The organism is Rhodococcus sp. 05-339-2, assembly GCF_002258965.1.
Taxonomy (GTDB): Bacteria; Actinomycetota; Actinomycetes; order Mycobacteriales; family Mycobacteriaceae; genus Rhodococcoides.
Genome location: NZ_NOYW01000013.1, coordinates 1 through 1694, shown reverse-complemented (window position 1 = coordinate 1694; position 1694 = coordinate 1). Strand labels below are relative to the sequence as shown.

Sequence of the window (1694 nt, the reverse complement as noted above, 5' to 3'; positions counted from 1 at the left end):
GTTCTTGTCGCCAATCGTGGCGAGATCGCGGTGCGGGTGATCCGGGCGGCCGCCGATGCCGGGTTGGCCAGTGTCGCTGTGTACGCCGAGCCCGATGCCGATGCCCCGTTCGTTCGGTTGGCCGACGAGGCGTTCGCCCTCGGGGGTCAGACCTCGGCGGAGTCGTATCTGGTGATCGACAAGATCCTCGACGCCGCCGCCAAGTCCGGTGCCGACGCCATCCACCCCGGCTACGGGTTCCTCTCCGAGAACGCCGACTTCGCCCAGGCCGTGATCGATGCCGGGCTGATCTGGATCGGGCCGTCTCCGCAGTCGATCCGCGACCTCGGTGACAAGGTCACCGCCCGCCACATCGCCGCCCGCGCGAAAGCCCCTTCCGTGCCGGGCACCTCCGAACCGGTGAAGAACGCCGACGAGATCCTCGCCTTCGCCGACGAGCACGGTCTGCCGATCGCGATCAAAGCCGCGTTCGGTGGCGGCGGACGCGGCATGAAAGTCGCCCGCACCCGCGAGGAGATCCCCGAGTTGTTCGACTCGGCCACCCGCGAAGCGGTCGCCGCGTTCGGGCGCGGGGAATGCTTCGTCGAGCGGTACCTCGACAAGCCCCGCCACGTCGAAGCGCAGGTCATCGCCGACCAACACGGCAACGTCGTCGTCGCAGGCACCCGCGACTGCTCGCTGCAACGCCGCTTCCAGAAACTCGTCGAAGAAGCCCCCGCCCCGTTCCTCACCGACGCCCAACGCAAGGAAATCCACTCGTCGGCGAAAGCGATCTGCCTCGAAGCCGGCTACTACGGTGCCGGAACGGTCGAATACCTCGTCGGCCAGGACGGCCTCGTGTCGTTCTTGGAGGTCAACACCCGCCTGCAGGTCGAACACCCCGTCACCGAGGAAACCTCCGGCATCGATCTGGTGCTGCAACAGTTCCGGATCGCCAACGGTGAAGAACTGTCGATCACCGAAGATCCCGAACCGCGCGGGCATTCGTTCGAGTTCCGGATCAACGGCGAAGACGCCGGCCGTGGGTTCCTGCCCGCACCGGGCCCGGTCACCACGTTCATCGCCCCGTCGGGTCCGGGGGTGCGCGTCGATTCCGGTGTCGAATCCGGCAGTGTGATCGGCGGCCAGTTCGATTCGATGCTCGCCAAACTCATCGTCACCGGAGCCACCCGCGAGGAAGCCCTCGCGCGGTCGCGTCGCGCCCTCGCCGAGTTCACCGTCGAGGGGTTGGCGACGGTGATCCCGTTCCATGCTGCGGTGGTCTCCGATCCGGCGTTCATCGGCGACGGGGAGTCGTTCTCGGTGCACACCCGCTGGATCGAAACCGAATGGGACAACCAGGTTCCCCCGTTTACCGCCGGAGCGCCGATCGACGACGAGGAGGTGCTGCCGCGGCAGTCCGTCGTCGTCGAGGTCGGTGGCCGACGTGTCGAGGTCTCCCTGCCCGGGGAACTGTCCCTCGGCGGCGGCAACGGCGGCGGTGCCAACGCGGGTGCAGTGCGGCGCAAGCCGAAACCGCGTACCCGTGGCGGTGCCGGAGCCGGAGCGGCCTCCGGTGACGCGGTGACCGCACCGATGCAGGGCACCGTGGTCAAAGTCGCTGTCGACGAAGGCCAAACCGTCGACGCCGGGGACCTCATCGCCGTCCTGGAAGCGATGAAAATGGAAAACCCCGTCAACGCCCACAAAGCAGG

The 1694-nt window shown here is 67.7% G+C and carries 1 protein-coding gene; it reads left to right on the top strand.

Annotated elements, in window-relative coordinates; all coding sequences use genetic code 11:
• Positions 1-1694: acetyl-CoA carboxylase biotin carboxylase subunit (locus CH273_RS10835; protein WP_218829570.1), on the top strand; the 1694-nt coding region annotated here is incomplete at both ends.